This is a genomic window from Corallococcus sp. AB045 (assembly GCF_003668895.1).
GTDB lineage: Bacteria > Myxococcota > Myxococcia > Myxococcales > Myxococcaceae > Corallococcus > Corallococcus coralloides.
This window is the reverse complement of record NZ_RAWN01000023.1, coordinates 16,029-41,778: the sequence shown is the minus strand read 5'-3', so window position 1 is coordinate 41,778 and position 25,750 is coordinate 16,029. Positions and strand designations below refer to the sequence as shown.

The window sequence follows — 25,750 nt, the reverse complement described above, 5'->3', positions numbered from 1 at the left end:
GAATCCAGTTCTCCAGAGCGAAAAATGCTGATCCGTGGAGGGGGCCCGGCCTCAAGGAAACGGGGGTGACCCGTTGTAGAATCAGGTCCGTCCTCACCTGGACGTTCCCGGGTCGCGCTTCCGGATCCCTGCTCCCCAGGGACCGCACCCGAGGGGGAACATGGCACCGGCATACGACGCCCTGGTCATCGGCACCGGGTTTGGCGGGGCGGTGGCGGCCTGTCGGCTCGCGCAGGCGGGTTTGTCCGTGCGCGTGCTCGAGCGCGGCCTGCGCTACCCGAAGGGCAGCTTCCCTCGCGACTTCGAGGACCCTCGCAACGGCTGGCTGTGGCAGCACCGGCAGGGGCTCTTCGACATCAAGCTCCTCAAGGGGATGAGCGTGGTGCAGGCCGCGGGGTACGGCGGCGGCTCGCTCATCTACGCCAACGTGCACCTGCGCCCGCCGCCGGACGTGTTCGCGTCCGGGTGGCCGGAGGGCTTCAGCCGGGAGTCGTTGGATCCGTACTACGACCTGGTCGCGCACATGATGGACGTGCAGCCCATCACCGCCTCCGCGCGCGGCCTGCCGCCCAAGACGAAGCGGATGCAGGAGGTGGCGAAGAAGCTGGGCCGCGAGGCGCAGTTCTTCTACCCGAACCTCGCCGTGCGCTTCGCCCCCGCAGGCGAGCCCCTGCCCAACAAGTTCGGCGTGCTCCAGGAGGGCTGCAACTACTGCGGCGAGTGCGACATCGGCTGCAACCGCCGCGCGAAGAACACCCTGGACCTGAACTACCTGGCCGTGGCCGAACAGCGGGGCGCGGAGGTCACCACGCAGGCGGAGGTCACCCGCATCGAGCCCCTGTCGCCGGGCTATCGCGTCACCTTCACCGACCACGCGAGCGCCGGCATGCAGCGCACCGTGGACGCCCGCCGCGTCTTCCTGTGCGCGGGCGCGGTGAACTCCACGGAGCTGCTGCTGCGCAACCGCGACGTGCTCGGCACGCTGCCGGACCTGAGCGCTCGGCTGGGCACGCGCTATTCCGCCAACGGGGACTTCCTCGCCTTCGCCTTCGACACGAAGGAGCCGTGGGACCCCGCGGTGGGCCCCACCATCACCACCGGCATGGTGGTGGATGAAGGCCAGGGCAAGGACAAGACCTGGTTCCTCTTCCAGGAGGGCGGGCACCCGGTGCAGGCCGCGGGGCTGATGGTGGCCATGGACCCCGACCGCGCCATGTCGCTCCCGGCGGACCTGCTCCAGCGCGAGCTGGTGAAGGTGCTGCGCACGCGCTCCAAGGAGATGGCCGCCATCGAGAACGAGCGCGGCCGCTTCCAGGCCGTGTTCCTGGCCATGGGCCGGGACAAGTCCAACGGCCGGCTGACGCTGTCCCCCATCACCCGCGAGCTCCAGGTGCAGTGGGACGTGCCCGCGAACCTGCCGCTGTACCGCACGCAGGAGCAGCTCTGCGAGGACGTGGCCCGCGCGCTGGGCACGCGCGCCGCCTACAACCCGCTGTGGGAGCGGCTGCACCTGCCGGTGTCCGTGCACAACCTGGGTGGCTGCGCGATGGCGGAGGAGCCCGCGTACGGCGTCCTCAAACCCGACGGCCAGGTGCACGGCTACCCCGGCCTGTACGTCATGGACGGCGCGGCGCTGCCGGTGGGCGTCGGCGTCAACCCGTCCTCGACCATCGCCGCGGTGGCGGAGCTCAACGTGGAGCGGGCCATCCGCGAGGCGAAGGACGCGCCGGGCTGGGTGGCGCCGGAGCGCGCGCCCATGAAGGCCGCGCCCGCGTACCCGCCTCGCGTCAGCCTGCGGATGATGCCGGAGGTGGAGACGGTGGCCCCGCCGGTGGTGCCGGGAACGGATCCGCTGGGCGACGTGGTGATTCCTGTCGGCGGCACGGTGGTGTCCCCCACGCCGGTGGTGGGCCTGCGCTTCACGGAGCGGATGAAGGGCTTCCTCCAGCCGAACCACCCGTCGCCGGAGGACTTCGCCGGAGCGGCGCGGGCGGGCCAGCGCGGGGGGCAGACGGCGGAGTTCGTCGTCACCATCACGCTGCCCAACCTGGACCGCTTCCTCGCGGAGGAGTCTCACGGCGGCATCGTTCAGGGCACGCTGCACGTGCGCGGCTTCACGCCGCCCGGAGGCGCGCCGGTGGAGAACGGCGTCTTCAACCTCTTCGTGGGCACGGAGCGCTTCTACGAGCGGCGCATGCTGTACCTGATGCCCTTCACCGGCGTGGACGGCCAGCCGTATCTCCTGGATGGCTACAAGGAGGTCAACGACGACGCGGGCTTCGACGTGTGGAGCGACACGTCCACGCTCTACACCGTGCTGCGCAAGGGGCACGAGCGCACCGGCCCCATCGTCGCCACCGGCATCATCCGCCTGCACCTGCCGGACTTCCTCCAGCAGCTCACCACGTTCTCCGTGCTGGGCACGTCCTCGCCGCTGAAGCAGGCGGACGCGATGCGGCGCTTCGGCGGGATGTTCATGGGCACGCTCTGGGACGTCTTCGCCCGCGCGAAGTTCGACTAGGGGGGAACACATCGTGGGCATGGCGAAGAAGTACGACGTGGTGGTGGTGGGCTCCGGGTTCGGTGGTTCCATCACCGCGCTCAGGCTGGCGCAGGCGGGCAAATCCGTGGCGGTGCTGGAGAGGGGCCGCCGGTACAACCCGGGCCAGTTCCCCCGGGACGTCACGCGCGCGGACGAGCTGCTCTGGCGCCACCCCATCCGCCCGGAGGCGCGCGGGCTCTACGACGTGCGCTTCCTGTCCGGCATCGGCACGGTGACGGCGAGCGGCGTGGGCGGCGGGTCGCTCGTCTACGCCAACGTCCACGTGCGGCCGGACCCCGTCGTCTTCGACCATCCGCGCTGGCCCCGGGGCTTCAGCCGCGAGGCGTTGGATCCGTATTACGACAAGGTGGCGAGCGAGCTGGACGTAAGCCCGTTCCCCGCGTCCATCCCGCTGAAGAAGCGCGACCTGTTCCAGCAGGCCGCGCGGCGCATGGGCCGCCAGACGTTCGACCCGGACGAAGCCGTGTCCTGGACGGAGCCCTCCGCCCCGGGCCGCAAGGCGTGTCAGCGCTGCGCGGAGTGCGAGTTCGGCTGCCAGTACGGCGCGAAGAACACCCTGGACCTCACCTACCTGGCGCGAGCGGAGAAGCTGGGCGCCACGGTGTGGCCGGGCCTGTCCGTGTCCCACGTGCAGCGCGTGGCGGGCGGCTACCGGGTGCACTTCAAGGACCTGGCCACTGGAGAGAAGACGTCCGTGGAGGGCAGCCGCGTGGTGCTGTCCGCCGGGGCGCTGGGCACGGTGGAGATCCTGCTGCGCAGCCGCGACCGGACCCGCACGCTGCCGCTGGTGAGCGACTGGCTGGGCAGGGGCTACTCCGGCAACGGCGACTTCCTGGGCTCGATGCACGGCAGCCGAGAGGAGATCCTCCCGTGGGAGGGGCCGGACGTGGCCACGGTGATGCGCTTCTTCGACGCCGCGCCGCGCTTCACCATGGTGACGGCCACGTTCAACCGGCCGGCGACGGCGGTGCTCGCGGGGATGGGGCAGCCGCAGCTGGGGCTGCTGGGCGGCGTGGGGGCCCCGCTGTGGCCCAAGCTGTGGCCGCTGCTGCACGGCGCGTTCGCCAAGGGGCTGTTCAACAAGCCGCTGGGCACCGGCGTGGACCCTTCGCGCACGAGCAACCTGTTCGCCATTGGCCAGGACAATGCCAACGGGCACATGGTGCTCAAGGGCGACCGGCTGGACATCGAGTGGGACTACGCGAACGAGAACGTGGCGCTGGTGAACCGCATGACTTCCGCGATGCAGGAGCTGGCGTCGCAGTACGGCGGGACGTTCGCGCCGCTCGTCACGTGGGAGCTGTTCCGCCGGCCGTTCACGGTGCACTCGCTGGGCGGGGCGCACCTGGCGGAGTCGCCGGCCCGAGGCGTCGTGTCGACGGAGGGCGAAGTGTTCAACTACCCCGGACTGTACGTGGCGGATGGCTCCGTCATCCCCACGTCCATCGGTTTCCATCCGGTGATGACCATCAGCGCGGTGGCCGAGCGCATCGCGGAGGCGGTGGCCCATGGCTTTTGATTATCGAAGCAGCGCGGCGGTGTTCCGGACGCGGTCCCAGGATGTGACGCTCCAGGGCCTGCCCATGGCGGAGCGGTACGACTTCCTCGCGGGCGACGGCGTGCCCCTCAAGCTCACCCGCTACGTGGGGGGCACGAAGGGGCCGGTGCTGCTGGTGCACGGCGCGGGCGTGTGGAGCGGCATGTTCATGCTGCCCACGCTGAAGGAGAACTTCGTCCAGTACCTGGTGCGCCACGGCTACGACACGTGGCTGTTGGACTGGCGCGCCAGCGTGCAGCTGCCCCTGCGCCAGTTCACGCTGGACGACGCGGCGGACCACGACATGCCGGCGGCGGTGCGGCGCATCCGCGAAATCACCGGCGCGGAGTCGGTGCAGGCGGTGGTGCACTGCGCGGGGTCCGCGGCGTTCTTCATGTCCATGGCCGCGGGCCACCTGCCGGACGTGCGCACCGTGGTGGCGTCGCAGGTGGCGCTGCACCACCACACGCCGGCCTCCACGCGCTTCAAGGCGCTCCTGCGGGTGCCGGAGCTGCTGGACGCGGGGCTGGATTCGCTGACGCCGGATGACGCGTCCCGCACGCCGCTGTTCCAGGCGGCCTTCACGAAGGTGTCCAGCTTCCTGCGGATGGAGTGTGACAACCCGGTGTGCCACCGGCTGTCGTTCATGTACGGCCGGCTGTACCGGCACGCGCGCCTCAACCCGGAGACACACGCGCGGCTGGAGGAGCAGTTCGGCAGGTGCAACCTGCTGACGTTCCGGCACCTGGGGCAGATGTCGCGCGGCGGTCACGCGGTGAAGTTCGACTACGGCCGCGCGGAGAACCTGCGGCGCTACGGGCAGGCCCGGCCGCCGGACTACCTGGATCCGGAGCCCTTCCAGCGGCCCATCACGTTCGTCTCCAGCGAGCAGAATCGCACGTACCTGCCGTCGTCCACGGAGCGCACCTTCCAGTGGCTGCGCGAGGCGAACGGCGCGCGCTGGTACCAGCGCCGCATGCTGCCGGGTTACGGACACCTGGATACCTTCATGGGCAGCACCGCCGCGGAGGACACGTATCCGGTGCTGCGCGAGGCGCTGGAGTTCCAGCCCCGCTGACAGGCCGCCACCGTCCAGGGGAGCAGGAGGCGGGGCGACCGGTCGCCGACGATGGCGGCCCCTTCGCGGGTGCTTACCGTTGGGCCGACGTTGGAAGTCTCTTCTCTCGCTCGGCTTTAGTGGAGGCCCGGATGAAAGCGGTCGTGCTCAAAGGCTATGGGGACGTGGATGTGCTCGCGGTGCAGGAGATGCCCGAGCCGAAGGTGGGGCCGGGCGAGGTGAAGGTCCGCGTCACCGCCGCGAGCATCAACCCGGTGGACTGGAAGATCCGCCGCGGGGACATGAAGGGGCGGATGGACCTGAAGTTCCCCACCATCCTCGGGCGCGACGTGGCCGGTGAGGTCGTGGAGGTCGGCACGGGCGTGGAGTCCTTCGAGCCGGGCGACCGCGTGATGGGCCTGGTGAACGCCGGCTACGCGGAGACGGTGGTCGCGCCCACGGAGGCCTGGGCGAAGGTGCCCGACACCCTGGACCTGCGGGACGCCGCCGCGCTGCCGCTGGTGGCGCTGACGGGCACGCAGCTCATCGAGGAGCACGTGCGGCCCTCGCAGGGGGAGACGGTGCTCGTCACGGGCGCGCTGGGCGCGGTGGGGCGCTCGGCCGTCTTCGCGGCGCGGGCGCGGGGCGCGCGCATCTGGGCGGGCGTGCGGAAGAAGCAGGTGGAGGAGGCCCGGAAGCTGGGCGTGGACGGCGTCGTCGCGCTGGATGATCCGAAGGACGTCGCGAAGCTGCCCACGCTGGACGCGGTGGCGGACACGGTGGGTGGTGAGGCCGTGGCGGCGGTGCTCGGCAAGGTGAAGCACGGCGGCACCGTGGGCACCGTGGTGGGGGAACCGAAGGGCGCGAAGGAGAAGGGCCTCGTCGTGCGCAGCTTCATGGCCCATCCGGATGCGCACCGGCTCGAGCAGATTGCCCAGAGCGCGGCGAAGGGCGAGCTGGTGATTCCCATCAGCCGGACGTTCAAGCTGGACGACGCGCGCGAGGCCCAGAAGGTCGCGGAGCAGGGCGGCGTGGGCAAGGTGCTGCTCGTCAACTGACGCGAGCGTTCAGAACGGGGCGGCGCGGGTGAAGGACACGCGCTGCCCCGTCGCCGGGTGCACGAAGGACAGCGTTTCGGCGTGCAGGTGCAGGCGCAGGCCCGCGTGTCCGTACAGCGGGTCTCCCACGATGGGCGCGCCCAGGCCTTGCGGGTGCGCTGCGTGGACGCGGAGTTGGTGCGTGCGTCCGGTGCGTGGATGGAAGGCCACTCGCGTGTGGCTCGCCGCGCGGTGGAGGACCTCCCAGTCGGTGACCGCGGGCTTGCCGTGGATGGGGTCGACGATCTGCCGGGGACGGTCGTCCAGGTCCACGCGGAGGGGCAGGGTGATGGTGCCCGCGTCGCCGTGCACGGGACCGTCGATGAGCGCCACGTAGCGCTTGGCCACGTCGCGGTGGAGGAACTGGCGTTGCAGGGACGCGTGTGTGCGGCTGTCCAGCGCGGCGACGAGCAACCCGGACGTGTCCAGGTCCAACCGGTGCGCGAGCAGCGGTCCCGTGGCGTTGGGGTATCGCGCGCGCAGGCGGGTGAGCACCGAGTCCAGCAGTGAGGCATCCCGGCCCGGCACGGACAGCAGGCCACAGGGTTTGTCGATGACGACGAGCCACGCGTCCTCGAAGACGATGGACAGGTCCGGCGTGGGCGCGGGCGGCGGGACGAAGACGCGGGGCGCGGAGACCTCCAGGCCCTCCAGCATGAATGGGAGCAGGGGACCGCACTTGTCTCGGCACGCTGGATAGAAGGCGCCCTGGATGCGGCCGCCGGACGCGGGTGGCGTGCCCCACCAGAACTCCGCGAGCGCCACCGGCTGGAGTCCGTGCGCGAAGGCATGGGCGAGCAGCTTCGCGCCCGCGCAGTCACCGGCACCGGACGGAGGCTCCGCGCCGCCGTAGAGCGAGCGCAGGGGGCGGGATTCGCTTCGGGCGTTGGTGATGGCGTAGGTGTCGTGGAACTGCTTCATGAAACCGCGAGAGACGATGCGGCGCAGGCGGTCCAGCGCGCGCACGCGACGTTCCGCTTTCGCTCGGGCAGGGGCGAGCAAGCGCCGGGCTTCTTCCTGTGCCGCGTCCCACCTGCGCTTCTCCGCCTTGTCACCCCGGCTCTCCTGGTCGAGCGCGTGCAGTGCCTGGGTGCGTTCGGTCTCCGTGAGCGTGGACATGGCGAGAATGTCTGCTCGTCGCTCATGGCGCTGGCGGCGCCGGGCGTCGTGGCGCAGGCGCATGGCCTCGCGCTCCGTGGCCTCGCGCGACTGGCGGGCGTCATCGTCCTCGCGCAGGCGACGCAGCTCCTCGGAGGTGCTCCATGCTTCGGCGCGCGCGAGCAGGGCCTTCACCGTGGTGTCGGCCACCGACTCCACGCGGGCCCGTGCCTCGCGGTCGAACACGGGGGGCACGAAGCCCGGTACGTCCCAGCGTCCCGCGAGCATCGCGGAGAAGGCTCGCAGTACGCCGAGCGTTCCATCCGGCTGCCGCACCACGAGCACGCCGAACATCTTCCCGCCGTCAGGCCCCTGAAGGATGGAACTCGGGAGCCCGGGCGCGATGAAACCCTCGCGGAGCGTGGCCTGCAGCGCCTCCGCGGCCCGGCGCGCGAGTGCGTGCGGACCCACGGCGTCGAAGGGGCTCGGGAACGCTCCTGGCACTTCATCCGCTCGGGGTGCCGGTTCGAGGAGGGTGAAAAGCGGGTCCACTGCGCCGGAGTAGCACGAAACTCGTACGCAGGCCCCACCGGTCCTGAGCGCCTGGCGGGCAGGCTGGCTGCCATTGCAAGTGCATGTCAGGATCGCGCTTCCATTCATGCCCATGCACCTTTCATCCGCGACGTCTCTCCTCTGGTCCGCCGTGCTCCTGACGGTCCTCGCGACAGCTCCGGCGGCCGCCGAGGAGCCCCCGTCCTCCACGCCCCCCAGCAAGGGCAGCCAGGACGCATGTCCACCGGCGCTCCGCGTCGTGGTGGATCCCCAGGAATTGAAGAAGCAGGTGCGCGCTGCGAAGACGACCACCGGATTGCGCAAGCTCCTCCACCCGCTGGGCTTGGACTCCGCGTGGGAGCAGCACGAGTGCCTGAAGGAGGAGGGACAGGTGTCCGCGCAGCTCGACGTCTTCCGGGCACGCATCCTGTTGGCGGACGCGCAGGACTTCGTCCTCCAGGCACGGGGACAGGCGTGTGATGGGCTGAAGCTGTTGGATGGGGTGGTGCTTCATCCGCTCGGCGGCAAGAACACCTTCTGCGCCATTCCGATGGACTTCCTTCCGGGCGTGGTGGAGAGCCAGGCCTATCGCGCCGTGTTCTCCTTCGAGAACCTCACCGACCCGGTGCGGCAGGTCGTCCGGGTCGAGAAGTCCGACGCGGACTCGCGCAACGAATACCAGACGCTGTCGTACTGGGAGGCGCAGGAGGGCACGCTGCGCTCCATCTTCACCATCGAGTCAGGAAGCCACATGGGCTTCGTCCATGGCGCGACCGAGGTGAAGGTCACCCCGGTGGGAGACGCCTTCCCACGCTTCCTCCAGGTCAAGGAGTCCAGCCGGGACTGCGGCAGTTTCGTCGACATGCCCTCGGGTGAGAGCGTCTATGAGTCCAGTTGCAGGGACGCCGAGAACGAGGTGCGCATGTGCTACCGCCGCAAGTCACCCGGTGCCCCGGGGGGCTATGACAAGTGCTAGGGCGCTGGGCGCGCGGGCCGGCTGGCGCGGAAGAGGGCGGCAGCGCGGTCCATGCATCGCTGGACGTCATCCAGTTCCAGGTAGCCCGCGTCGTAAGGCCCGCCCGGCCAGACCTCTTCGTGGCGCCAGCCCTCTCCACGAGCCATCGCAGCCTCGTCGACGTCGAGCGGGTCGCAGCCTGGTTGCGCGATGTCCAGCTCCCACGAGTCCCAGCGCGCACGGAAGTAGAACGGAAGTCCATCCACCTCGCCGTCGCCCTGCATCGGGCAGGACCCGCCGAAGTCACCGCTCCATCCGTTTCCCTCGAGCTTCACGGTACGAGCTCCTGAATGCGTCACAGCCCATCCCGGATGGGCCATGTTCGAACGAACCCCGCGTGAAATGGAGGCGAAGTGATGGACATCCCTGTGCGGTTGCGTGAGTGGATCTCCGCAGGGCGACAAGTGGGGAAGCGTAGAGACCTGGTGCGGGAGGGAGAAGCGATCTACCAGACCATGGGGATTCAGCGCTCAGGGGATGTTTTTGTTGCCTATTATTTTGAGATCCCTGAGGCGCTGATGGCTGTTGAGGAGAATGCTCTTGAGTTGATGGAGAGATTCGAGACGTTGGAAGCCGCCCTCGCTTTTCTAGAGAAGGTTTCGGGTTTAGACGTGCTCGACATGACGCCTCAGAAGGGGCACAAGATTTTCCGAGTTCGATGAGTGGATCAGCTGATGTGAAAATGTCGGAAAGGGCTGTTGAGATTCTGCGAGACCTCCGTAGTCGAGGCCTGACAGTGGAACAGGCGTTGGATGAGATGCGGGGGATGAAGCTGGGGCTTATCAATGTCGTGATCGCTCTTCGTGCTGTGGGCTCGCACCGCCATCCTGAAGGCAGGGGAGGGCTGGAAGCTGGAGGTGGACGGCCAGCCCTACGTGGCGAAAGGCGTCACTTTCAATGGCACGGGAGGGCCCGCGAACTTCGACAAGGATTGCGAGCAACTCAAGGCCCTGGGCGTCAACACGCTGCGCACCTGGGGCACGGGTGATGAAACGCCCGCGCTGCTCAATGCCGCGCAGAAGCATGGCCTGCGAGTGCTCGTCGGACTGTGGCTGCGGCCCGGCCGTCCGGGCATGGAGAATGACGACGCCTTTGACTACGTGCGCGACGCCAAGGGCCGTGAGGCGCAGCTCCAGGCCACGGTCGCGCAGGTGCGCCGCTTCAAGGACCACCCGGCGGTGCTCGCCTGGGGCGTGGGCAACGAGGTCATCCTCAATTCGCCGGATGAGCCGTCCAAGGTCGCCTACGCGCGCTTCCTGGAGAAGGTCGTCCGCGCGGTGAAGAAGACGGACCCCGCGCACCCGGTGCTGTCCGTGGATGCTTGGACGCTGGGCATCCCGTTCTGGGAGAAGTACGTCCCCTCGCTGGATGCGTATGGCTTGAATGTCTACGGCCGGGGCATCCATGCGCTGGCGGACGCGGTGAAGCAGGCCGGTGGCCGCAAGCCCTGGTTCATCACGGAGTTCGGCGCCCAGGGCGAATGGGAGGCCCCCAAGGACGCTCGCGGCGTGCCCCAGGAGCCGGGTGACGGCGAGAAGTACGACGTCATCGTGGACGGCTGGCGCAACGCGCTGGCTCCGCACGTCCAGGCGGGCCGGTGTCTGGGATTGTTCGTCTTCAACTACAGCGCGGCGCTGGACCACACCGGGCTGTGGCTGGGGATGCTGTCCGGCACTTCCACTCGGCCGGCGTGGCACGCGGTGCGGGAGGCGTACACGGGCGTGAAGCCAACGCCCGCGCTGCCCGTGCCGGTGCGACTGGAGGTCCGGGGCTTGGAGAAAGACTGGGCGACCGTGGCCTTCGACGTCACGTCCGCCACGCCGCTGGAGGTCTCCTTCGCCTACAACTTCCGGGGCGCGGCGACCCGAGCGGAGCGCGACCGCGTGACGGTGCTGAAGTCCCGGAAGGGGACCACTCCCGGTACGTGGCGGGTGCGCCTGCCAGTCGTGACGGGCGCCATCAAGCTGTACGGCCTGGCGAAGGACGGCGCGGGGAACCTGGTCGCGGCCACGACGTCCGTACCGGCTCCAGCGACTCCTTGAGGGCCTGCGCTACAGTGCGCCGCCATGTCCTGGCGTCTGCTGTTCCTCTCCCTGCTGTGCCTTTCAACGGGTTGTGGCCACTACGGTCTTCCCCCATCCACTGCGAGTCACGGTCACCTGTCGCTGGCCATGGATGCCTACCTGGACGACCCGAGTTCCTATGAACGCCGCATCGCCCAGGGCACGAACTTCGGGTTTGTCACCACCGACGCGCTCGCTTCCTTGAGGGCCCCTTCCGTGGAGCTGGAGCCTGACCAGGCGCCCCGTGTCTTCGAAGAGGCCGTCCAGGTCCTGAAAGGAAATCCCTCCGACGAGGAACTCCGCCGCGCCTTCGGGGAGCTGCGAGCCGCCTGCGACGCTGACCATGAGCAGGCGTGCGTGTTCTTGAAGGAGCAGGTGCAGCCCGCGGTCATCCTCGAGGCAGCGGCGGTACGCCCCATGAAGAGGGAGCCGCGGTTCACCCATGCCGAGTACGCGCTGATCATCCTCGGCTGCCGGCTGGATGTGGATGGCCGCCTGCGCGACTGTCAGGTCATCGAGAATGGGCCGGAGCATGAAGCAGAGCACCTCATCGCGCAGCTCTCCATGGACCGGTACAAACCATGGATGCTGGCGGGACATCCGATGAGCCGCCCGTACACCGTCAACTTCCTTCCCGTTTACGGCAGCAACCGGAGTCCGGACCTGTCCACGGAGTTGAAGCTGGAGTGGGCCCGGAAGCGGGTGGGGTGGTCTCCCACGAGCACATCGGCCTGGACCAACCTGGCCGCGCAGCTCGCCATCCATGCACCGGATCATCCGCATTATCCCCGGGTGCTGGCCCGGGCGTACGCGCTGGCGCCCGAATACTGGTGGATCGCCACGGAGATGGCCTGGCAGCGCGTCCAGGCGGGCCAGCACGCCGACGCGCTGATGGCACTGCGCCCCGCCATCCGCCGCTCTTCGCTTTCGCTGGGCGAGCGCCCCAACCCCTACGTGCTGGAGACCGCCGCCGCCGCGCACTTCGGGCTGAAACAGTGCACCGAAGCGCTGGCGCAGCAGCGCAAGGCCGTGGAGCTGTTGCCCGCGCAATGGCCCGCGCCGGAGCGGGAACGCTTCCAGCGCAAGCTCCAGGACTACCAGTCCTCCTGCGCGCCTTCCGCGCCAGCGGCTCACTGAGCTCGCGCGGTCAAGGCGCCTTGGGCCCGTCCTCCGGGAACTGACGCCTCCACCCGGGCGCGAGGTTGGGATTGGCCTTCAGCGCCGCATCGCGGTCCTCGCGGGCCTGGGCTGAGCCCGGGTCCTTCGTGCGCAGGATGGCCGCGCGCAGCAGCAGGGCTTCGGGCCAGTTCGGACGCTCCTTAAGCAACGCGTCCGCCAGCGCGAGTCCCTTGGACAGGAGTGGCTCTGGGTCCTGCTTCGCGGCCTTTCGCACCACCGCCCACTCACGGAAGAGGTGCCCCTCCTCCAGACGGACCTCCCGGTTCAAGGGCTCCACCTGGAGGGCCTCCTCGTAGGACTTCTCCGCGCTGAGGAACTCCTTCTCCGCCTTCTCCGGATCCGTGCGGGCCGAATGGCGGGCCCGCAGGCCGGACATCGCCCCGGTGGCGCGATGACGCAGGACGGGGTCCTGACCAATCCGGCCCATGATGTCGAGGCCCTCCCACGGCCGCTTGAGCACGGGCTCGGGATCCTGGCCCTGCTCCAGCAGTTGGTGCGCCAGGAGGTGGGAAACCTTCATGCGGCCTACGAACTGCTGATTCTTCTGGGTTCTGAAGAAGGGGCGCGCCTGGCTGTAGAACGCGTCCGCCCGCTCCGCCTCCTCGGTGGGATCCGCTCCCCGCCACCAGGCGTACTCCGCCCGCGCAGCATGGACCGCCGCCTGCCCGACCTTGCCCAGGTCCTGGGAGGGCGCCCGCTTCGCCGCCTGGACCTGGGCCGCCTCCGCCTGATCAATCAGGGCGGTGGGGTCGCCTCCGTGCTCCCAGAGTTCCCTTGCGTGCTCCAGGAGGACGAGCCCCAGTTCGTGATGCAGGGTCGGATTGTGGGTATCGTTGATGAGGGCATTGCGAATGTTTTGCGCGGCCTGCTCGAACCTCCACGGGGCCGTCTCGCCTTGGGCCCGCTTCCGCAAGGCCTGAGCCACGTCGTGGTGCGCCCAGAGGAGCCACACCGCGGGTGCCTTCGTGCTGCCCCCTTTCAGAGCATTCGACACAGCCACTCCCGCTTGCTCCAGGTCCTCGTCGACATCCTTCGCCGTGGGATTGGAAGCCCGGGCCAGGAGGAGCTCTCCCAGCCGGACCCAATACGCGGGGACGCGCGCCTCGAGCGCGACCACGCTCCGATAGGCTTCGATGGCCTGCTCCTGGTGCTGCCAGCCTTTGGATCCGGCCCTCCAACTCCCTGCCTGGAGGTCGGCCTCCGTCCAGAGATGGAGGAGCCGGGCGCGCAGGAGGTGATACGCGAGATCCCGTCCAGACGGAGGAACGGCGTCCAGCAGAGAGAGGGCCTCCTGGAGCTTGTAGAAGTCCACGGGGCTCTCCTGCAGGACCTTCTCGGTCTCCTGCACCATCACCCGGGTCCGCTCCATGCGGCCGCATGCGCTCGTCGGATCCAGCGCCAGGGTGTGTTGCGCGGCCTCGACGGCCCTGCTGCGCAGGGAAAGGAGGGCCCCATAGGAGTTCGGGCGCTCCGCGAGCATGGTGAGGAAGCGCGCCTTCTCGCAGGCGAACCCTGCATCGCCGGGATCCACCTGGGTGGCCGCGTCCATCGCCGCGAGCCCCGTCTGCGCCGGGCCTGGCTTGTCGTCGTCCTCGCTGGAGAGCATGAACACGGTCCCGTCGAAGTGGGTCCGCACGAGTTTCATCCCAGCGGCCTGGTAGCGCCCCATGGCGAGGTGGGCCGGGGCGAAGCTCTCCGCGGTGGCCCGGGCATCCGTGAACGCCTGGAACGCGGCTGTCATGTCCTCGCCCGTCTCCTTCCGCCGCTGCTGCCTCCAGTGCCAGGCCGCACGCAGCAGGAGCACGTCCGCGCGCATCAGCCGCGCTTCCACGAACCAGGGATGTTTCCTGCCCACGGCCTCCAGGAGCTCCAGCGCCGCGTCCAGCCGTTCCTCGTGCATCGCGACCAGCGCCGCGCCGTAGTCCGTTGACGGATACTCCGCCCCCGCGGCCTGCCGCAGCAACGTGAGCACCGGCTCCCGGTACCTGCTCTCCGCGTCCGCCTCGCGCGCCTTCCGCTCGTCCCCGTCGGGAGCGGCGATGGCTTCCATCCGCAGCACGCGGTAGCGCTCGCTCAAAATCTGCGCACGGACCCACGCCACGCGAGGATCGCGGAAGCCTGCGTTCCAGGCCGCATCCAGCTGCGCGAGCGCTTCCGTCTCGCGACCCAGGGCCCGTTCCCCACACGCGAGCGCGTAGTGTCCGGGCCCCTGGGCCTCTGCGCCGCCGAGCGCCATCTCCTTGGAGACGGTCTCCATCCAGCCGCGCAGCTCCGCCTGCTCCGCGCGCACGTCGTGCAGGCGGGCCATGCCCACCGAGCGGGCCCGGGCCTCGATGCGGTCCGCGGCGCTGGTGAAGTGCGCGGCCCAGACCGTGTCCCGCTGGGATTGCCTGTCCGCCGCGCATGACGTTGCCACAATGATTAGCAGGACCTGCAAGGCCCGCACGCCGCTCCGGGACCTTCCAGCGGTTGCGCTGCTCGGGACGTCATTCAATGGCGCGGCTCCTGGTGCGTTCCGTGACGGACACAGAACGTGTGCCATTCCAGGATACAAAGCCTTACGCCGTTATGGATATTTTGCTTGCCGCGCGGCGCTCAAGGCACCGGGAGCTTGTCCTCCGGGAACTGACGCCTCCACCCGGGGGCGAGGTTGGCATTGACCTTCAGCGCCGCGTCCCGGTCCGCGCGGGCCTGGGCCGAAGCCGGGTCCTTCGTGCGCAGGATTGCCGCGCGCAGCAAGAGGGCTTCGGGCCAGTTCGGACGCTCCTTGAGCAACGCGTCCGCCAGCGCAAGTCCCTTTGCCAGCAAGGGCTCCGCGTCCTGTCCGGCGGCCTTCCTCGCCATCGCCCGGTACCGGTTCACCTCACCCAGATCCAGACGGACCTCGTGACTCCGAGGCACGTTCTCCAGGGCCTTGGTGAGGGTGGCTTCCGCGCCGTCGAAGTGCAACTCCGCCTGCTGTGGATCCGTCCGGGACGTCCACCGGGCCAGCAAGAGGGCGTCCCCGCTCGCGAGTCGCAGGTATTGGACTCGCCGTATCAAGGCAAGACGGGCCATCAGGTCGATGGACTTCCCCCCGCGGTCGAAGGCGGGCTGCGGATCCCGCCCCTGCTCCAGCAGGAAGCGCGCCTGGATTTGAAGCACCCGCATGAGGCCCAGGACGGCCTCCGCGTTCGAGGGCCCCTCGGGCATGGCTTGGAGATAGAAGGCTTCGGCCCTGTCCACGTGGCTGGAAGGATCCTCTCCCCGCCGCCAGGCGTACTCCGCCCGGAGCGCATGGATGTCCGCCTGCGCCCGCTTCCCCGGGCCATGCCCGGAATCCAGCGTCGTGGCTTCCGCCTGCGCCGCCTCCGCCGCGTCGAGCAACCCGGTGGGATCGCCTCCGCTTGCCCATCGCTCCTTCCCCTGCTCCAGGAGGACCTGACCCAGACCGTGATGCAGTGACGCTTCACGCGGATACGCGGTGAGGCCATCACGAAGGCGGAACTCGGCGGTCTTCCACGTGAGACCGGTGGCCTCGCCCCGGGCCTGGTGGCGCAGGGCCTTCGCCATCTGGGCGTGGGCTCCCAGCAGCCACAGGCCGGGCGTCTTCGTGTGCAGGGAACCCGCCTTTTCCCAGGCCTCCTCCGCCAGATCCAGGCCCTCTGCCCGGTTCACCGTCAACGGGTCCAGGCTCCGGTCCACGAGGAGCTCCCCGAACCGGACCCAATACGCGGGGACGCGGTATTCGCGCGCGAGGATGACCTGCCAGACGTTGATCGCCTGGTCCCGGTGCGCGCCGTACCGGAATCCGACCCGAGGCCCTCCCCATTCGTTTTCGAGCGCCACCTCGTGCTCCAGGATCCGGGCGTGCAGGAGGTCGAACGCGAGGCCCCGCTCGGCTGGGGGAATGGCCTTCAACAGGTCCTGCACCGAGGGCATCGATGAGCTGAAACGCTCCTGCCTCGCCTTCTCCGCTTGGGACACCTGGGTCCGGAGCCGTTCCTCACGGACGCAGCGGTTGGTCGGGTCCCGGGCCAGCATCACGTTGGCGATTTCGCTCGCGTGCTGGGCCAGGTGGCCGTTGAAGGACTCCTGGCGCCGGGGATGCGCCACCAGGGCATTGAGCAATCGCAGCCGCAGACAGGGAGGGACGGGGGCGGAGGGATTGAGCCGGGACGCCGCGTCGAGCGCGCTGAAGGCGCGGCCCGCGGGACCCGAGCCCTCGGGGCCGTGAAAGGACATGACGCCGGGCACCGGTTCCTCTCGGTCGTAGGAGGGCATGGTGCCGGGCAGGTCGGTACGGAGGAGGGCGATGACGGCGGATTCGAACCGGACCTGAGCCAGGTGGGTCTGCATCCGGCTCTCCGCCGTGCTCCTGGCGGCGGCAAGGGACTTGCGGCCGTTCTCCAGTTGCGCCCGGGCCGCATCCTTGTGGCCTTCCTCCCACAGCTGTGCGGAGCGGAGCAGCAGCACGTCCGCGCGCAGCAGTGGCGCCTCGACGAACCAGGGATATTCGGTGGCCACGGACTCCAGCAGGTCCGCCGCGGCGTCCAGCCGGTCCTCGTGCAGGGCGACGAGCGCCGCGCCGTAGTCCGCCGACGGGGCCTCCTTCCCTCGGGCCTGACGAAGCATGTCGAGCACCGACCTGCGGTATATGAAATCCACGTCCTGTTCGCGCACCCTCCGCTGATCCAGATCCAGCACGGTCAACGCCTCGACGCGCTGCTCGCGGTAGCGCTGGCTGAGCACCAGGGCCCGGGTCCACGCCACGGAGGGCTCGTGGTAGCCCGCGCTCCATGCGGCCTCCACGTGCACGTAGGTCGCGTGCAGGTCGCCCAGGGCCAGCGCCCCTCGTGCGAGCGCGGCTTGTCCGGGGCCCCACGCCTTGGGACCCGCGAGCATCATCTCCATGGACAGCGTCTGCATCCAGTCGCGCAGCTCCGCGTGTTCCATGCGCACGTCGTGCGACCGGGCCAGGTCCACCGCGCGGGCCCGGGCCTCGATGCGCTCGGCTGCTTCACTGAAGTACGCGGCCAGGGACGTGTCCCTCTGGAAGGACGTGCCCGTCGCGCAGGCCGGGGCCGCGACGAGCCAGAGGACCTGCAAGGCCAGCACCGCGCTCCGGGGCCATCCAGGGGGCGCGGCGTTCGCGGCGTCTTTCAATCAGACAGCTCCAGGTGCGTTCCGGAAGGGAATCCCACTCCAGGATACGCAGCTTCGCGGCGACCCGGGTTGTTCCCCGGGGCCATTCCAGCCCGTGCCGACTCATGTCTAGAGTGCGGACCCATGCGTTGGAGCTGGCTGTCCCTGTCCCTGCTGCTTGGATTCACCGGATGTGCTCATTCAGGCATCCCGACCCTGCCCGCGAGTCATGGCCATCTGATGTCCGCGATGGAGTCCTTCCAGGTGAAGAAGGGCCTCCCGTCGACGGGGATGTGGGACGTCGCGATCGGGGCCGAGGTGTCGCCGAAGCCGCCGCGCAAGCTGGAGCCAGAGCAGGCACCTCTTGTCTTCGAGGAGGCGGTCAGGACGCTGCGTGGCACCCCCGGAGAGGACGCCATCCTCAGCGCGTTCCAGGACATCGCGGCCGCGTGTGTGGCGGGTCTCGCCGAAGCTTGCAGGCTCGAGTCCGAGGCGTTCAGCGGTCCGGCGGTGATCTCTCCGGCGGCCCTCACGTATCCCGAGCCGTTGCTCAGGCAGGGGGCGTTCGCATTCATGGTCTTCCACTGCCGCATCGGCGCGGATGGCCAGGTGCGTGACTGCAAGGTCGTGGAAGGGGCTCGGCTGCCCGGCGTCGAAGAGAACCTCGCGGCCTGTCAATTGGCTCGGTACCGTCCCGCGACCATCTCGGGGCACCCCGTGAGTGTCGACTACACCTTCCACGTGCGCTTCGTGCCGGAGGGGCGCACGTTGACCCGGCATCAAGAACAGGAATGGGCCCGGCTGCGGGTCCGCCAGAATCCCGAGAGCCGTTCGGCATGGCTCAACCTCGCCCGGGAGCTCGCGAAGAATGATCCAGGGGATCCGCTCTATCCCCAGGCCGTCGCCCGCGCATACTTCCTGGCGCCCAGGAGTGGGTGGGCCGCCAGCGAGACCGCGTGGCAGCTGGTGCAGTCAGGCCAGTATGCGCCGGCCCTCAGCGCGGTGCGCCCCTTCCTGCGACGCAGCCACAATCCCTATGTGCTGGAGACCGCCGCCGCAGCGCAGTTCGGGCTGAAGCAGTGCACCGCCGCCCTGGCGCAACAGCGCAAGGCCGTGGAGCTGCTGCCCGCGGAGTGGCCCGCGCCGGAACGGGAGCGTTTCCAGCGAAAGCTCCAGGACTACCAGTCCGCCTGCGCCGCGCCCCCGGCCACTCCCTGACGCCACGCGCTCAGGGCTGGAGCGGCCCGTCCTCCGGGAACTGACGCCTCCACCCGGGAGCGAGGTTGGCGTTGGCCTTCAGCGCCGCATCGCGGTCCTCGCGGGCCTGGGGCGAAGCCGGGTCCTTCGTGCGCAGGATGGCCGCGCGCAGCAGCCGGGCTTCGGCCCAGTTCGGACGCTCCTTGAGCAGCGCGTCCGCCAGCGTGAGCCCCCGTGACAGCAGCGGCTCCGGGTCTTTCTTCGCGGCCTTCCGCGCCACGGCCCACTCACGCAGCAGCTGGCCCAATTCCAACCGGGCCTCCTGGTGCGTGGGCTCCAGGTTGAGGATTTCCGCGTAGTGCTTCTCCGCGCCGCTGAACCCCAGCTCCGCCTCTTCCGCGTTCGTGCGGGCCGAATAGCGGGCCAGCAGGCCATAGAGCGCGCCGTGGGCTCGGTGATGCACGACGCGATCCCGGTGGAACCCCTCCATCGTGTCGAGTTCATGCAGCGGGCTCAGGAGCATGGGCTCGGGATCGCGGCCCTGCTCCACCAGGGGGCGCGCCTGGAGCTGGGCGGAATAGTAGAGGCCCGCGAACCGCTCATCCTTCCGCGGTCTCGGGACGGAACGCGCCTGGCTGTAGAACGCGAACGCCCGGGCCGCCTCGTCGGTGGGATCCGCTCCCCGCCGCCAGGCGTACTCCGCCCGCGCCGCGTGGACCGCCGCCTGCCCGAGCCTTCCCATCGCCAGGAGAGGCGCCAGCGTCGTCGCCTGGGCCTGGGCCGCCTCCGCCTTGTCGAGCAGGGCGGATGGGTCGCCCCCGTGCTCCCAGGCCTCCTTCGCCTGCTCCATCAGGATGCGCCCCAGCGCGTGATGCAGGGACGGCTCGCGGGCCCCGGGGGTGATGGCGGCCTCGATGACGGTCGCGGCCTTCGCCAGGTTCGGCCCCGCGTCTTCCCCGCGGGCCCGCTGCCGCAGGGCCCGAGCCATGCGGATGCGCGCCTCCAGGAGCCACACCTCGGGCGCTTTCATGTGGAGCCGGACGGCCTTCTCCCAGGCCGCTTCCGCCTGGTCCAGGTCCGCGCTGGCGTCCTTCGCCGCGGGATCGGACCCCCGGGCCAGGAGGAGCTCCCCCAGCCGGACCTGGTCCGCCGGGATGCGCGCCTCTATCGCGAGCACGAGCCGGTAGGCCTCGATGGCCTGGTCCCGGCGCTGCCAGCCGGGTGAGCCGACCGCCGGCCTCCCCGTTTCGAAGATGCTGTCCGCCCACGCATGGAGGAGCCGGGCCCGCAGCCGGTGGAACGCGAGGTCCCGTGCGGACGGAGGCGTGGTGTCCAGCAGCTCCAGGGCCTCCCCGAGCTCGGGGCTCCCCACGGAGTTCTGCCTCGTGAACTCCTCCGTCTGCTGCACCAGCGCCCGGCTCCATTCCGCGCGGCCACATGCGCTCGCCGCATCCAGGGCCAGGGCGTGTTGCGCGGCCTTGATGGCATCCTCGCGCACGGCGTCGTTGTGGTGCTGTGCGCGGTCCAGGTGCTCCACCAGGACGTTGAGGAAGCGCGCCTTCTCGCAGGCGAACCCGGCGTTGCCGGGATCCACGCGGGCGGCCATGTCCAGCGCCTCGACGCCCCACTTCGCCGGGGTCGGATCCTCACCGGACAAGAGCAGCACGGCGCCGGAGAGGTCGGCTCGGGTGAGGTTCATCGCGGCGGTCTCGAAGCGCGCCTGCGCCAGGTGGGCCGGCGCGAAGCTCTCCGCCGTGGCCCGGGCCTCCGTGAGCGCCTGGCGTCCGGCCGTCAGGTCCTCCCGGGCATGGACCTTGTCGCCCCGGCCCCAGCGCTGAGCGGCGCGCAGCAGGAACACGTCCGCGCGCAGCAGCCGCGCCTCCACGAACCAGGGATGCTTCGTGCCCAGGGGCTCCAGGAGCGCGAGCGCCGCGTCCAGGCGGTCCTCGTGCAGCGCCACGAGCGCCGCGCCGTAATCCGAGGACGGCACCTGCGCCCCCGAGGCCTGCCGCAGCAGCGTGAGCACCGGCTCCCGGTACTGGCGCTCCGCGTCCTCATCGAGCACCTTCCGTTCGTCCGCGTCCGGCGTGGCCAGCGCCTCCAGCCGCAGCACGCGGTAGCGCTCGCTCAGGGCCTGCGCCCGGGCCCACGCCACACGAGGCTCGCGGAAGCCCGCGTTCCAGGCGGCCTCCAGGTGCGCGCGGGACTCCGCGTCCTGCCCCAGCGCGCGCGCCCCGCACGCGAGCGCGTAGTGTCCGGGCCCCTGCGCCTCGGGGCCGCCGAGCGTCAGCTCCTTCGACAGCGTCTCCATCCATCCGCGCAGTTCCATCTGTTCCGCGCGCACGTCATGCAGCCGGGCCATGCCCACCGCGCGGGCCCGCGCCTCGATGTGCACGGCCTGTTCAATGAAGTGCGAGGCCCAGGCGGCATCCCGCTGGGAGGTTTTGTTCGACGCGCAGGCCGATGCCGTGACGAGCAGCAGGACCTGCGAGGCCAACACCGCGCGCCTGGGCCATCCCGCGGTCGCGTCGTTCAGGGAGTCTTTCAAGTCGACGGCTCCAGGTGCGTTCCGACATGTGTTCCATTCCAGGATACGCAGCCTCGTGCCGTCACGGGTCGCCCCCTGGTGCCTACTTCGTCCAACTGTCCCCGTGGCCCTTCGTGATGCCCAGGTCCTCCACCCAGTAGTCCGCCTTCGCGGAGGCGGGTGACAGGGCGAGACCGCTGCCCTCGACCTGGCCGTTCTTCACTCCGTCCACCTTCCAGTTCACGTCCTCCGGCCGGTACTGCGCATGGCGCCGCATGTGTTCGACCATGCCGGAGAAGATGCTCTGGATCCCCAATGCGCCGGCCAGGGTGCGTTTCTGCTGGGCGAACTCCGCATCCACGAAGGTGTTGCGCAGCTGGGAACGCAGGCTCTTGGGTTGGACGGGCGCCCCGCAGAAGCCAAACGCCTCCGCCCGGGCGATGTAGTGGCGGGCAATCGTCCACATCATCGGGTGCCGTGACGGCGCGTACATGGCCCACATGTCCGTGCCGTTGAGCTGCGTCAGCTCGTCCGAGGGGTCCTCTTCCATGCCCATCTGCAGGGCGAACTCGTCCTTCATGAAGGAAGGGTGCTTCGCATTGAAGGTGAGGCTGTCCTCGAGCTTGAGGAACGTGGGGACCTTCGGAGGCTGCGCGAGCATCTTCTCGAATTGCTTGCGGTCCTCGATGACGCAGTTCGCGTCGAGGAAGTACCCGCCGTTCACGCCCAGCGTCAGGAACGTCAGGATGTCCTTGGCGGGCGCGTGGCCCTTGTTGGCCAGGTAGAACGCCAGGAGCTGGTCCAGCTTGTCCAACAGGAGCGCGCCCAATTCCTTGCGCACGACCGGCGCCCCCAGGACTTCGTCCAGCCCGTGCACCTTGACGCGCTTGCCCAGTGCCCGCTCGAACTCAGGGGCCATCTGGGGCAGGCACCAGAAGTACACCGTCGCGGAAGCAAAGCCAGACGCGATGGCCTTCGGCGTCTTCGTGTTCGAGTCGTTCGGCTTGCCCGTCCCGTACCAGACGAAGTGGAGCGCCGTCTTGTGGGGCGCCGGCTTCCGTTCGGGCCCCGGCTCCGGCTCCTGGACGCCATCCTGCAGGACGTCGAACGGATTGAAGCGGGGGTTGTCCTTGCGGAGGTTGGCGATGGAGAAGGGCTTGGGGGACCGGGGCATCCCATGAGTATCGGTTGTCTTCACGGCGCGTGACAACATCACGTCAGCGCAGCGACGGGTCCTCGCTGATCCGCGCCACCGCGCCGTGCAGGATGCCCAGCTGCCGGGGCACGCGCTCCAGCAGCTTGCCCAGCACGGGGTCGTCGCTGGTGCGCGGCAGTGCCAGGGCGGGCAGGGGCGGGGGCTCGCGCCGCTCCTGTAGCGCGCGGGCGAGCAGCTCCAGGCTGTCACTGGCCCGCTGCGCCAGCTGCTGCGGCAGCACCGACGTCGTCCTTCCTTCGAAGCGCCCCGTGCCCAGCGCAGTCACCGCCAGCGCGAACCTGCGCGTGTAGGTGAGCAGCGCCATGCCCGGCTCCAGGTGCCCGGGTGGGCCCCGGTACTCCGTCATCAAGCGCTGGAAGGACGACTCCGCCTCCAGCAGCGCCTGGTCCAGGAGGCGGCGCTCCTCGTTCACCGCGGGCTCCGTGCCGCTGCGGTGCGTGACCAGTTGTTGCAGGTACTTCCCGTCCGCGCGCAGGGCGGAGGCCGCCGCGTCCGGGAAGCGGCGGCGCTCCGGACTGGGCCACAGCGTCCAGGAGCCCACCAGCGCCAGCGCCCCCGCGATGAGCACGCCCAGCGAGCGCTGCGACGCCACCGTCCAGTCCCCGGAGCTGAGCGTGGCCATCAGGAGATAGTCCGGCGTGAGCAGGACCTGGAACGCGCCGAAGTTCAGCGGCAGCAGCGCCACGGAGATGGCCGTCAGCCCGCTGATGACGCCAATCATCATCGGCGGCGTGTGCACCGTGGTCGCGATGAGCGCCGCCAGGCTCGCGCCCACGAGCGTCCCCAGCGTGCGCTGGAGCACGCGCTCCTCCGTGCTGCCCGCGTAGGGCTGGAGGATGGAGATGACCACGAGGCTCACCCAGTGCGCGTCGCCCACCTGCAACGCCCGCGTCAGCCCCAGCGCCGCCGTGGCCACCATCCCCGTGCGCAGCGCGTGCCGCAGCACCACCGAGTCCGCGTGCAGGTGGTCGCGAATCGGCCGCCACAGGGAGAACCCCGGCGCCTGCCGGGGGCCGCCCACCGTGCCCTTGCCTCGCGCCGACACCGGGTCTCCGAAGAGCAGGCCCGACGCCGTCTCGTGCGCCACGCCCGCGTGCTCACGCAGCCGGTCCAGCAGCGTGGCGACGTGCGTGGACAGCGGCCCCTCCGCGCTCTGACGCACTGGCGGCGCGGCCATCCTCGCGGGCTGCCGGCGACGGGGCCTCAGCGCCAGCCGGGGCGGCTCGCGCATGCCCTCGTTGCGCTCCTGCAGCAGCGCCCGCGACACCCATTGGTCCATCGCGCCGAAGGCCTCGCACAGCCGGATCACCCGGTCTCGCGTCGCGTGCATGTGCGGGTCGCGTCCCACCACCTGCATCGCCTCCGCCAGCGCGCTGAGCAGCGCCACCATGGGCTCCACCAGCTCCACCAGCACCAGCAGGTGCTCGCCCCGCCGGGACTCGTCAGGCCTCCCGCGCCGCGTGGCCGCGAGCACGTCGCGCGCCCGTTCAATGTCCGGGCGGAGCCTCGCGTGGCGCTGCAGCCCCGCCGCCCACGCCTCGGCCGTGGCTCCGTCCCGCGTGGCCCTCCCCAGGTCCTCCGCCGCGATCGCGAGCCCCGCGTACACCTGCGCCACCGCCCGGCGCGCGGGGCGGTAGGGCCTGAGCGGCCACAGCAGCAGCGACAGCGCCATCGCCCACAGGCCGCCCAGCAGCAGCGCCACGCCTCGCAGCACCGCCTCTCGCGGCGAGGCGGCGGGCGCGCCCAGCGACACGACGAAGATGACGGCGAGCTGACCTCCCACGGAGCCCGCTGTCTCGCCGTAGCAGCGCGCGAAGTTCGCTGCCGTGACACCCAGGAGCAGCAGCGTGGCGTCCACCACGTACGTGTAGCCCGCGGGCGCGGCGAGCAGGCCGACCAGCGCCCCCAGCACCGTCACCACGCCCATGACGCGCGCCCGCACGCGGTAGGAGCCGCCCTTGTCCGCGAGCGTGACGAGCAGCCCCGTGAGGCCCGCCCAGCCGGCCTGCGGCACGGTGGTCAGGAACGACAGACACAAGGGCAGGGCGGTGGCGACGGCGGCCCGGATGCCCGCCCACAGGGCCGGTCTTCCGGGGTCCACCCGGAGGAGCGACTGGAGGTGTCTCCGCAGTCGATGGCGCATGGGCTTCAGGGGAGCGGCGGGCCGTCACCCCAGAGGGTGGCCACGGCCGTCCCCATCCACACGCGGAGGAGGCTCCTCCCCTCGAGGCCTGGGCGCCACCCGGGCAGTACCCCGGGCCCCGTCCCACAAGCCCCTCCCTCCCGGAAGTCGGAGGCGGGGGGCCTGGCGTCAGCCCATTCCCAGGGCCGGCGCGTCCTCGGCGGGTGCGCCTTCCGCTTCGAGCGTGGTGCCATCCCAGGGGATGTAGCGCACGCCCGGCATCGGCTCCGGACCGTGGAACTCCAGCGCGCCCACGGTGGAGGTCAGCTTCCCGGTGGGCTTCCACGCCGCGAAGGGGTGGGGCCGGGAGAAGAGCTGCACCTCGCACCGGGCCACGTCGCTCTGGGCCACCAGCACGTCCCAGCCCGTGGGGTCGCGGTACGCATAGCCCACCAGCGTGCGCGGGTCGCACCACGCGCGGCCCTCAATGGCCACGGTGGCGGAAGCGGCGCGGAAGGACAGCTCCCCGGACGTGGGCGACGTCACGCGCGACAGGAGCACGTGGGGCATTTCATGGAAGGTGTGCTCGGCGTCGCGCGTGCGCAGGTAGATGGGCGACAGCCGCGGGTGGCCCCGCTTGCGCTTCGCGCGCACCGCCATGATCTCCAGCCGCGCGTCCGGGTCCTCGGCGAAGCGCGGGCAGTACAGCCACGTCAGCTCCTCCAGCCGCCGGTGGCCCCACAGGTGCTTCTGCAGGCCGGGCGCGCCCTTCACGTCGATGCGCTCGCCGTCCACCGTCACCGTGCCTTCGAAGGTGACGTCGTCGTGCACGTGGGCGACCTGCGTGGGCAGGGGCAACAGCGCGGTGCCTCGCGGTTCGCGGCGCACCGGTTCGGGGTGACCGCCCTGGAAGCGCAGGTCCCACGCGATGGAGTGCCCGCCGCTGGCCACCTGGCCGTGGACGTGGCCGGGCGTCAGCTCCGAGTCCGCGATGCGCACGCCGCCGTTCGGCAGCGCCGTGAACGCGGAGGCCGGATGGATGGCCTTGAGCGCCACCGCGGGCCGGTCCTGGGATGCGCAGTCGAACGCCGCCGCCCACATCGTGGCGCGAGGCTCGCCGCCGCTTCCCGGCGCGGGAGTGAACAGGGTGTAGCGCAACCACCAGGCGCGGTCTCCGCCCGGGTCGAGCACCACCAGGAACCAGATTTCGAAGAACCCCTGCTGATGACCGTTCCAGCGCGGCAGGTTGGCGCGCTTGCTCGACGGCATTTGGATGAATCCCCCTCTTCGCGCGGCCGTTCACGGCCCGGACGCCGCGCGCAGACCCTCACGCTGGCAGATGGGGCCCGGTGCGAGCAAGGGGCCCCGGGGTCGCGGATCCGCGCTCAGGGGGACGCCGGTGA

Annotated in this window: 17 protein-coding genes; 9 read left to right on the top strand and 8 right to left on the bottom strand. The window is 70.2% G+C overall.

The features are described 5' to 3' along the window. The first annotated feature begins 160 nt into the window (after nucleotides 1–160). From D7Y21_RS08210 to D7Y21_RS08195, 4 genes are all read left to right on the top strand, one after another. A complete protein-coding gene (locus D7Y21_RS08210) occupies nucleotides 161–2,521 on the top strand; it encodes a GMC oxidoreductase (RefSeq protein ID WP_121712345.1) in 2,361 nt (786 codons plus the stop codon). A gap of 19 nt (nucleotides 2,522–2,540) precedes the next feature. Further along, entirely contained in the window at nucleotides 2,541–4,082 is a 1,542-nt protein-coding gene (locus D7Y21_RS08205; protein WP_121712342.1) for an FAD-dependent oxidoreductase, read from the top strand. Next, on the top strand, nucleotides 4,072–5,178 hold the full coding sequence (locus tag D7Y21_RS08200; RefSeq protein ID WP_121712340.1) for an alpha/beta fold hydrolase: 1,107 nt from the start codon (nucleotides 4,072–4,074) through the stop codon (nucleotides 5,176–5,178). The genes D7Y21_RS08205 and D7Y21_RS08200 overlap by 11 nt, the downstream gene beginning before the upstream one ends. 131 nt (nucleotides 5,179–5,309) lie before the next feature. Beyond that, entirely contained in the window at nucleotides 5,310–6,215 is a 906-nt protein-coding gene (locus D7Y21_RS08195; RefSeq protein ID WP_120563559.1) for an NADP-dependent oxidoreductase, read from the top strand. A gap of 9 nt (nucleotides 6,216–6,224) precedes the next feature. On the opposite strand, the gene D7Y21_RS08190 is transcribed toward D7Y21_RS08195, so the two are convergent. Further along, nucleotides 6,225–7,856: an RluA family pseudouridine synthase gene (locus D7Y21_RS08190; protein WP_233612020.1), complete on the bottom strand. Its 1,632-nt coding sequence runs from the start codon at nucleotides 7,854–7,856 to the stop codon at nucleotides 6,225–6,227. A gap of 154 nt (nucleotides 7,857–8,010) precedes the next feature. Here D7Y21_RS08190 and D7Y21_RS08185 point away from each other — a divergent pair, with 154 nt between their 5' ends. Then, nucleotides 8,011–8,880, top strand: a complete 870-nt coding sequence (locus D7Y21_RS08185) for a hypothetical protein (RefSeq protein WP_121712336.1) — start codon at nucleotides 8,011–8,013, stop codon at nucleotides 8,878–8,880. On the opposite strand, the gene D7Y21_RS08180 is transcribed toward D7Y21_RS08185, so the two are convergent. Beyond that, entirely contained in the window at nucleotides 8,877–9,194 is a 318-nt protein-coding gene (locus tag D7Y21_RS08180; RefSeq protein ID WP_147469221.1) for a hypothetical protein, read from the bottom strand. The genes D7Y21_RS08185 and D7Y21_RS08180 overlap by 4 nt on opposite strands. An 81-nt stretch (nucleotides 9,195–9,275) precedes the next feature. Between D7Y21_RS08180 and D7Y21_RS08175 the strand changes: the two genes are divergently transcribed. The 3 genes from D7Y21_RS08175 to D7Y21_RS08165 all read left to right on the top strand — a co-directional run bounded on the left by D7Y21_RS08175 (nucleotide 9,276) and on the right by D7Y21_RS08165 (nucleotide 12,119). Next, entirely contained in the window at nucleotides 9,276–9,581 is a 306-nt protein-coding gene (locus tag D7Y21_RS08175; protein ID WP_121712333.1) for a hypothetical protein, read from the top strand. A 141-nt stretch (nucleotides 9,582–9,722) separates the two neighbouring features. Continuing rightward, on the top strand, nucleotides 9,723–10,961 hold the full coding sequence (locus tag D7Y21_RS08170) for a glycoside hydrolase family 2 TIM barrel-domain containing protein (RefSeq protein WP_233612019.1): 1,239 nt from the start codon (nucleotides 9,723–9,725) through the stop codon (nucleotides 10,959–10,961). Nucleotides 10,962–10,985: 24 nt separating this feature from the next. Continuing rightward, entirely contained in the window at nucleotides 10,986–12,119 is a 1,134-nt protein-coding gene (locus D7Y21_RS08165) for a hypothetical protein (protein WP_147469220.1), read from the top strand. Nucleotides 12,120–12,129: 10 nt separating this feature from the next. On the opposite strand, the gene D7Y21_RS08160 is transcribed toward D7Y21_RS08165, so the two are convergent. Together D7Y21_RS08160 and D7Y21_RS08155 are read right to left on the bottom strand one after the other, a co-directional pair. After that, nucleotides 12,130–14,577 (bottom strand): hypothetical protein, encoded by a 2,448-nt coding sequence (locus tag D7Y21_RS08160; protein WP_147469219.1) that lies wholly within the window; start codon nucleotides 14,575–14,577, stop codon nucleotides 12,130–12,132. Between the two features lie 179 nt (nucleotides 14,578–14,756). Further along, a complete protein-coding gene (locus D7Y21_RS08155; protein WP_147469218.1) occupies nucleotides 14,757–17,306 on the bottom strand; it encodes a hypothetical protein in 2,550 nt (849 codons plus the stop codon). A gap of 123 nt (nucleotides 17,307–17,429) precedes the next feature. On the opposite strand from D7Y21_RS08155, the gene D7Y21_RS08150 reads away from it, so the two are divergent. Then, on the top strand, nucleotides 17,430–18,503 hold the full coding sequence (locus D7Y21_RS08150; RefSeq protein ID WP_147469217.1) for an energy transducer TonB: 1,074 nt from the start codon (nucleotides 17,430–17,432) through the stop codon (nucleotides 18,501–18,503). Between the two features lie 10 nt (nucleotides 18,504–18,513). Here the strand turns inward: D7Y21_RS08150 and D7Y21_RS08145 are convergent, their stop codons facing one another. From D7Y21_RS08145 to D7Y21_RS08130, 4 genes are all read right to left on the bottom strand, one after another. After that, nucleotides 18,514–21,030 (bottom strand): hypothetical protein, encoded by a 2,517-nt coding sequence (locus D7Y21_RS08145; protein WP_121712323.1) that lies wholly within the window; start codon nucleotides 21,028–21,030, stop codon nucleotides 18,514–18,516. 82 nt (nucleotides 21,031–21,112) lie between these two features. After that, the gene (locus tag D7Y21_RS08140; RefSeq protein WP_120563548.1) at nucleotides 21,113–22,183 is read right to left on the bottom strand and encodes a hypothetical protein; all 1,071 of its coding nucleotides are present in this window, start codon (nucleotides 22,181–22,183) and stop codon (nucleotides 21,113–21,115) included. A 43-nt stretch (nucleotides 22,184–22,226) separates the two neighbouring features. After that, the gene (locus tag D7Y21_RS08135; protein ID WP_120563547.1) at nucleotides 22,227–24,368 is read right to left on the bottom strand and encodes an FUSC family protein; all 2,142 of its coding nucleotides are present in this window, start codon (nucleotides 24,366–24,368) and stop codon (nucleotides 22,227–22,229) included. Between the two features lie 168 nt (nucleotides 24,369–24,536). Then, on the bottom strand, nucleotides 24,537–25,616 hold the full coding sequence (locus D7Y21_RS08130; RefSeq protein WP_121712321.1) for a hypothetical protein: 1,080 nt from the start codon (nucleotides 25,614–25,616) through the stop codon (nucleotides 24,537–24,539). Nucleotides 25,617–25,750: the final 134 nt, after the last annotated feature.